At 26.8% G+C, this 5,979-nt stretch carries 5 protein-coding genes and 1 pseudogene; 1 reads left to right on the top strand and 5 read right to left on the bottom strand.

The features are described 5' to 3' along the window. The first annotated feature begins 113 nt into the window (after positions 1-113). A pseudogene (locus tag RI76_RS01240) lies at positions 114-920 on the top strand (HAD-IIB family hydrolase). Positions 921-1,048: 128 nt separating this feature from the next. Here RI76_RS01240 and RI76_RS01235 read toward each other — a convergent pair. The 5 genes from RI76_RS01235 to RI76_RS01215 all read right to left on the bottom strand — a co-directional run. After that, positions 1,049-1,870 (bottom strand): ATP-binding protein, encoded by an 822-nt coding sequence (locus RI76_RS01235; protein ID WP_017192321.1) that lies wholly within the window; start codon positions 1,868-1,870, stop codon positions 1,049-1,051. A gap of 11 nt (positions 1,871-1,881) precedes the next feature. Continuing rightward, the gene (locus RI76_RS01230) at positions 1,882-3,081 is read right to left on the bottom strand and encodes a DnaD domain protein (RefSeq protein ID WP_017192320.1); all 1,200 of its coding nucleotides are present in this window, start codon (positions 3,079-3,081) and stop codon (positions 1,882-1,884) included. 35 nt (positions 3,082-3,116) lie between these two features. Beyond that, positions 3,117-3,947: a DNA-formamidopyrimidine glycosylase gene (mutM, locus tag RI76_RS01225; RefSeq protein ID WP_017192319.1), complete on the bottom strand. Its 831-nt coding sequence runs from the start codon at positions 3,945-3,947 to the stop codon at positions 3,117-3,119. A 196-nt stretch (positions 3,948-4,143) separates the two neighbouring features. Further along, on the bottom strand, positions 4,144-4,473 hold the full coding sequence (locus tag RI76_RS01220; RefSeq protein ID WP_017192318.1) for a hypothetical protein: 330 nt from the start codon (positions 4,471-4,473) through the stop codon (positions 4,144-4,146). A 167-nt stretch (positions 4,474-4,640) separates the two neighbouring features. Beyond that, positions 4,641-5,979, bottom strand: a 1,339-nt coding sequence (locus RI76_RS01215; protein ID WP_017192317.1) for a ribonuclease J, incomplete at its 5' end; no start/stop codon positions are given.

The raw sequence follows: 5,979 nt of genomic DNA, 5'->3' as shown, positions 1-5,979 counted from the left end.
TTTATTTCCTTAAAATATCAAAAAGAATGATTCTCTTTCTCTTGAAGAAGCGCTATATTTTTTAAATTCCTTTTTAAAACAATTAAATAAAAATAAAAGTGAGGTTTTTTTTAATGAAAAAAATATTTTTTTTTGATATTGATGGCACTTTAATAACTAGAGAGTATGTTATCCACCCTCAAACTCGCCAATTGATTCAAGCTTTAGCGAAAGAACCTAATGTTAAATTAGGAATAGCAACAGGTATAAGTCGCGGAGGAATATCGAATTTAGGCGATTTATTGCCTCTTTTTGAAAATTTAGTGTTAATGAATGGTAGTTATATTATCGCCGATCAAAAAAATATCTACGAACAAAAACTTTCCAAAGAATTATTAAAGAAAATCATTAATAAAGGGAAAGAGTATTCTATTGGCTTAGGTATTATTGGTTTAGATAAAAGAGAGATTGTTGTGATTAATTCTGAAGTGGCAAAATTAATCGAAACCGACGGCAAAAGAAAATGAATTATTAAAGAAGGCCAACAAATAAATGTTAACGAAAATTTCCATGTTGAAAAATTAGATTATGATGTTTACCAAATGTGGGCTTTTCATGAAGATAATACTGTAGTAGATAAATTATGTCAAGAAATAGAAGTTTTAAAACCTTATTTTTCTCGTCCAGAAAGAAGCGATTTAGTGTATCGTTATTTCAACAAAGCTTCCGGAATTAAAAAAATTAAAAAATTATATCCTGATTGCCAAGTGGTTTGTATTGGCGATGGACACAATGATATTGAAATGTTAAAACTAGCAGACATAGGCATCGCGATGGGTAATACTAAATACAAAGAAGTATTGCAAAACGCTCAATTAGTCGCTCCTAGTATTGAAAAAAACCAATTATATGACTTTTTCAAAGCTAATAAACTAGTTTAATCATTAAAAATCCCTCTTTTTAATATAATAAAAAAACCTCTTAAAAAAGAGGTTTTTTTATTATATTATGGAAATTATTTTAATTATGGAAAATATTTATTTTATCATAAAAAAGAAAGAAAGTTCTTTTAAATCTCTTTGTTTAAAGCCGAAAAGTTATAAATAGAGGTGTTTTTTTTAATAAGGTTAACTATTTTATAAGCTTTGATTTCACTATTGAAATCTTGAAAAGATTTAAAATAATTAAATAAATCTTCTAAATCAAAATTACTACTAAAAAAAGTGGGCAATTTATGTTCGAAACGATAATATAATAAAGGCAGTAAAACATCATCTCTAAAATAGTAAGTCATGTTTTCAGAACCTATATCATCTAAAATTAAGCAAGGCACTTTTTTCAAATAATAAATTTTTTTTTCTAAGAGATCGCTATACCAAGTAGTTTTAAATTGACGGGCTAAATCAGGCATAAAAATAAATAAAACAGAGATATTTTTATGGATTAATTCTTTGGTTAAAGCTTTAAGAAGGAAAGTTTTTCCTGTCCCAAAATGTCCATGAAGATAAAAGCCTGTTTTAACACGATCAAAAGACCTTATAATCTCTTTAGTTTTTTGCAAAATTTTTTCTTGCACTAAATTATTAATTTGAAAAGCATTTAAATCAACTTCTTCTAGTTTTAAATCTTGGTTAAATAAAATATTATTTTGTTCTAAGTTATTTTTTAAATCGATATGTTTGGTTGCAGTTGTCTCTTGTAACATAATATGCAGATAAGGTTTAGTTTTTAAAACTTGTTTATAACCAAACCTGTGATCTTTATGCTTATTTTGTAGATAATTAAAAACCATGATTACATCTTTATCTTCTACTTTTAAGTTTTTAGTCTCCGGATCGTTAGAGATAACTTCTTTCATTTCATCTAAATATTTTTTATTTAATAAAACCATCATTACACCTTTTAATTTTTAAATCCTAATTCTTTTTTGAAATTATCTAACCAAGCAGGACTGTTTTTATTGTCTTTTTTTCTAGTTTTAAAGACGTTTTCTTCCATAAGGTAATCATAAGCCGTCTCGGTAGTTATAATCCCTTTTTTAGTCCAAGATTTTAAAATTGTGTCAAAATAATTATAAGAAATAAAAGAATCATCTTTATGAGCTTTTATCTTACAAACATACATAATTAAAGCGTTAATAACTCCAATTTCGACCTCTGTTTTTTTCAACAACAAAAATACAGTATCATACAAATCAGCACCAAAACGTTTATTTTTACTAAAATTCTTAATAATCCTATGGGGGTGAGAATTTTTCAAATAAAGAATCATTTCGTTGGTTTCCGTATTTAAATTTTTATTGCTTAAAGTTTTAATTTTAGCATTACTTTGCGAAAACTTAAGATTTAAACTATTTCTTAAATGGTTTAAATCTAGATCATCTTCATAATTATTGCGAAAGCTTTCTTGGTATAAAGCAGCCATTTCTTCAGGTGTTAAAGCATACGCGAAAGCTAATTTAATAATATAATCCATGTTTTGCCATTCCAATAAAAAAGGTTTTTTAAATCTTTCCGATAAATGGTTTAAAAAAGATTCATAATTAAAATATTTTTGTAATACAGTAGTTTGTTTTTTTTGTTCATTATTATATTTAAAACTATTTAAAGTTTCTTGAGGATTCATTTTTTCAAAATGATAAACATCAGCAAAATGTTTACTTACGTTTTGATAAGTCGTTAAATTTAAGGAAGTTTCTGGCAGTAATATCTTTTCCAAAGAGAAATAAATATGTTCGCCGACCTCACTTAATAAGAATTGACTCAAAAGAGGATCTTGAAAAAATAAAACCGCGCTTAAAGGAGGATTAAGAACATAAAGATTCTCTTTTTTTTTATTTTCATAAGTCGTTAACAAATCCACTGCTTCTAGTTTGTCTTTAAATTGGACAAAAGTTTTTTCATCAATGTTTAATAAATCCAATAAAAATTGATGAATCAAATTAGTCCCCTCCAGATCATTAGAATTGAAAAAAGATAAAGCGTAATAAAGGCCTATAGCGTCTGTTCCTATTAAAGGCTGATACAATAAAGTTAAAATTTTTTGTTCTTCATGAGATAAGATATTGCGATTATGAACGTTAAAATTTTGTAAAGCAAACACTATGAATCTCCTTTAAAAAATATTTTTTAAATAATTTAATCTTTTTTAGTTATCATGGGTTGACAATGAGAACAAAAATAAGAACCACGCCCGCCTATTTGTCTTTTTTCAATTTTATTTTGACAAACTACACAATTTTGCTCATCTTTGCCATGCACTAAGAGCTTATTTTGAAAAGAACCCGTTTGCCCTAAAGCATTGAAAGTACTAATAGTAGTCCCACCCAAAACAATAGATTCTTCTAAAATAAATTGCGCTTTAGTTAAAATTAATTGTGTTTGAGCAAAATTAAGATAGGTTGCTTTAGTTTCTGGATGTAACCGCGCAGCAAATAAAATTTCGTTAGCATAAATATTGCCAATCCCGGAAATAATTTGTTGGTTTAACAAAACCTTCTTAATCGCGACACGTGTTTTTTGCAAACGATCATAAAAAGCCTTTGGATTGATTAAAAAAGGATCTAGAGCTAAACACTCTAATTTGCTTTCTTCTAAATAACGATCTTTTTTAAATAATAAAAAACGCCCAAATTTACGAAAATCATAATATTGCAACACCATATCATTATCTAAAAGAAGACGAAAATACTCATGTTTTCCTGTTTTTAGACAATCTTTTTGAGATTTTAAATATAATTTACCTTCCATTCGTAAATGTCCTACAAGCACCCAATCATCACTTAAGAAAAAAAGCAAATATTTACCTTTTCTTTGAACGTCTAAAAAAGTTTGGTTTAACATTTGGTTAAAACGAGCAATATTTTGTACAATAGGTTCATAAAAAACTTTTATACCTTTAATAGTGCGGTTAACCAATTTTTTATGTAAATGGCGAATAATGATTTCGACTTCTGGCAATTCTGGCATATTTTCTTTTTTAACCTTTAAAATTTTTTTAAAATAAAAAGAAATTCTCTATTACTACTTTTAAAATTAATAAATGATTTTATGGGAGTTTACATTATTAAACCAAATATTAACTTAAACAAATTTACTATTTTAAAAACCAATTTAATCTTATTTCGTAAGAAAATATCTATTAACAAAAAAACAAGAATCTTAATTATTTTTGCGTTTGGTCGCTTAACTGTTGGAATTTATCGATTGTTAAAACATTGTTTTTAACTGATGTATCAAGAGAGCTTATCTTTCCGCCTAAAACTTTAACTTTTTGACCAGGTTGTAAGAAAAACTCAGGATTATCACTATCAATATGACCGAAAACTAAAACTACTTCATCAAAAGAATAATTTTTACCATCATAATTAATTTTTAAATTATTAGTATACCATTCTCTTACGTTTTTATTATTTTGTTTAACGTATCTCACTTTAACTTCTACAGTTGCATTATCTGTTACAAGGTGACATTGATTATTTTTTTTTGCACTCATTTTATTTTTATTATCTCCTTTTAATTATTTTAAAAAAACTTTTTTTTGCAAATTTTTTATTTTCTTTATTTTCAATACTTATATTTTAAATTAGAAAAACTTAATCTTAACAAAATAAAAGAAATAATTTATCTTTTTGTTTTGAAGATTAAGATCTTTTAATCACTTTAAACCGTTAAAAAAATCGGAATAATAATCGGATTTCTTAAGGTAGATTCATAAATCCTTGGAGTAATAAAATCAATCACAGATTTTTTCAAATAGCTTTTATTGACTTTATCTAAGCGTAATAAATTTTGCACCATTTTTTTAACATCAGAAGATAATTTTTTAATTAATTCTTGATTAGTTTTCATATAAATAAAACCGCGCGAAACAATCATCGGAAAGTTAAGAACTTTCTTTTGTTTTAAATCGATACTAATAACAACTGAGAGCAATCCTTCTTCGTTTAAAATTCTTCTTTCTTTTAAAATCAGGTTGCCCACATCTTCTACGCCCGAACCATCAATATAAATATTATCCGAAGGGATACGACCGATTAATTGAGTTTTTTCTTGGCTAATACCTGCCACATCGCCATTATCTAAAATTAAAATATTACCCGGTTCTACACCACATTCAATCGCTAATTTTTTATGATGAATTAACATCACATGTTCGCCATGAACGGGAATAAAATATTTCGGTTTAATTAAATTCAACATTAATTTTAAATCATTTTGGCTAGCGTGACCTGAAGTATGCGTATCCATCAATAAGCCGTGTACAATTACTTCTACATCCATTTTAAAGAGTAAATCCAAGATTTTATTAATACTATCTTGATTACCGGGAATAGGTGAAGAAGAGAAAATAACCGTATCTTTTTGGTTTAATTTAACTTGTCTATGGATCCCATTAGCCATTCGACTCAGAGCTGCTAATGGTTCTCCTTGAGAGCCTGTACAAAGCAAAGTCACATCATCGTATTTCTCAATATCATTGTTATTTAAAATAGTGTATTTAGGGATTTTTAAATAACCGTTTTTCATGCCTGTTTCTATTGCTTTTTCCATACTTCTACCAAAAATAGCCACTTTTCTGCCAGTTAAAACACTAGCTTCAATGATTTGTTTAATACGGTAAAAGTTAGAAGCAAAAGTCACAATCACTATTCTCCCTTTTATTTTATAAAAAAGTTGATTAATAGTAGCACCAATTTTGTGCTCAGACTGAATCATACCTTCATTTTGGGAATTGGTCGAATCAGAAAATAAACATAAAACACCATCTTTACCTAAATCAGATAATTTAGAATATTCTGCTAAAGGACCTTCAGGAGTGTTATCGATTTTAAAATCTCCAGTATAAAAAACCACATTATCTTTATTTTTAAAAACAATACCAAAAGTATCCGGAATAGAGTGGTTCAAACGAATGAAAGAAACTTCTGTATTATCAAAAACAAATTTAGAATTATTATTATACTTTTCTAAAATACTGATATATTTATTTAATTTATAA

It is taken from the genome of Milkweed yellows phytoplasma str. MW1, assembly GCF_000309485.1.
GTDB lineage: Bacteria > Bacillota_I > Bacilli_A > Acholeplasmatales > Acholeplasmataceae > Phytoplasma.
Note: the sequence above shows the minus strand (reverse complement) of the source record. Positions and strands in the feature narration are given on the sequence as shown.